This window comes from Pseudomonas sp. HMWF006, assembly GCF_003061205.1.
GTDB classification, from domain to species: domain Bacteria; phylum Pseudomonadota; class Gammaproteobacteria; order Pseudomonadales; family Pseudomonadaceae; genus Aquipseudomonas; species Aquipseudomonas monsensis.
In genome coordinates, this window is the sequence record NZ_QAIU01000599.1 from 8,791 (window position 1) to 10,044 (window position 1,254).

General features: G+C 64.9%; 1 protein-coding gene. It reads right to left on the reverse strand.

Annotation, left to right across the window (positions count from 1 at the left end; translation table 11 throughout):
- On the reverse strand, positions 1-1,254 hold a 1,254-nt coding region (locus DBR24_RS27825), incomplete at both ends, for an AAA family ATPase (protein WP_256591918.1).

Sequence of the window (1,254 nt, forward strand, 5' to 3'; positions counted from 1 at the left end):
GGAAAGGTTGATGCTGATCAGGTTGCGTTCGCCGCCATACAAGGCGTCGGCGAGTGCATACGCAGTTTCGGTTTTGCCTACGCCTGTGGGGCCGACCAGCAGGAACACACCGACCGGTTTCTGTGGATCGGTCAGGCCCGCGCGATACGCCTGCAAGCGCTGGGCGATGGTGTTGAGCGCGGTGCTCTGGCCCATCACCCGTTGACCCATGCGGGTGCCGAGGGTGCGTACCGCGTGGGCTTCGTCGGCGAGCATTTTGCCAACGGGGATGCCGGTCCAGCCGGCGATCACCGCAGCGACGGTTTTTGCGTCGACCTGTTCGGGCACCAGCGGATCGTCCTGGCGAATCGCGTCCAGTCCCGCCTCGAGGCGCAGCAGTTCGGCGGCCAGGTGGTCGATGCGGCTGTCGGTGGCTTCATCGGGTTTGTCGCTGTCGGCGCGTTCGCTCAAGTCGAGCAATTCGCGGCGGGTGTCGAGCAGTTCGCGCACGGCCACGCGCTCTTCGCTCCAGCGGGTTTCCAGTTCGCGGATCGCCTGCACGTTGCCCTGCGATTCGCTTTCCAGCAGGGTGATGCGTTCGCGGTGATCGAGGCCTGTGGCTTGCTCGCGGCGCAGGCGTTCGACTTCGTCCTTGAGGCTGTTTTGCCGATGACGCAGGCTTTCCAGCGGCGGCGGCACATCATGCTGGCCGAGCGCGACTCGGGCACACGCGGTGTCGAGCACGCTGATGGCCTTGTCCGGTAACTGGCGACCGGAGATGTAGCGGTGCGAAAGTTTCACCGCTTCGTGGATCGCCGCATCGAGCACTTGCACGCCGTGGTGCTGTTCAAGTTTGGCGGCAACGCCACGGAGCATTTCCACGGCGGTGATTTCGTCCGGCTCTTCCACCTGCACCAGTTGAAAACGACGGGCGAGGGCCGGGTCTTTCTCGAAGTATTTTTTGTACTCCATCCACGTTGTGGCCGCGAGCGTGCGCAACTCGCCACGGGCCAGCGCCGGCTTCAGCAGGTTGGCCGCATCGCTGCCACCCTCGGCACCGCCGGCACCGATCAGGGTGTGGGCTTCGTCGATGAACAGGATGATCGGTTTGTCGGCACTGCGGACCGCGTCGATCACGCCTTTGAGCCGTTGTTCGAACTCGCCTTTGACCCCGGCGCCGGCCTGCAACAGGCCTAGGTCGAGCACACGCAGGCTGACCTCCTGCAACGACGGCGGCACGTCACCGGCGGCGATGCGCAAGGCCAGGCCTTCGAC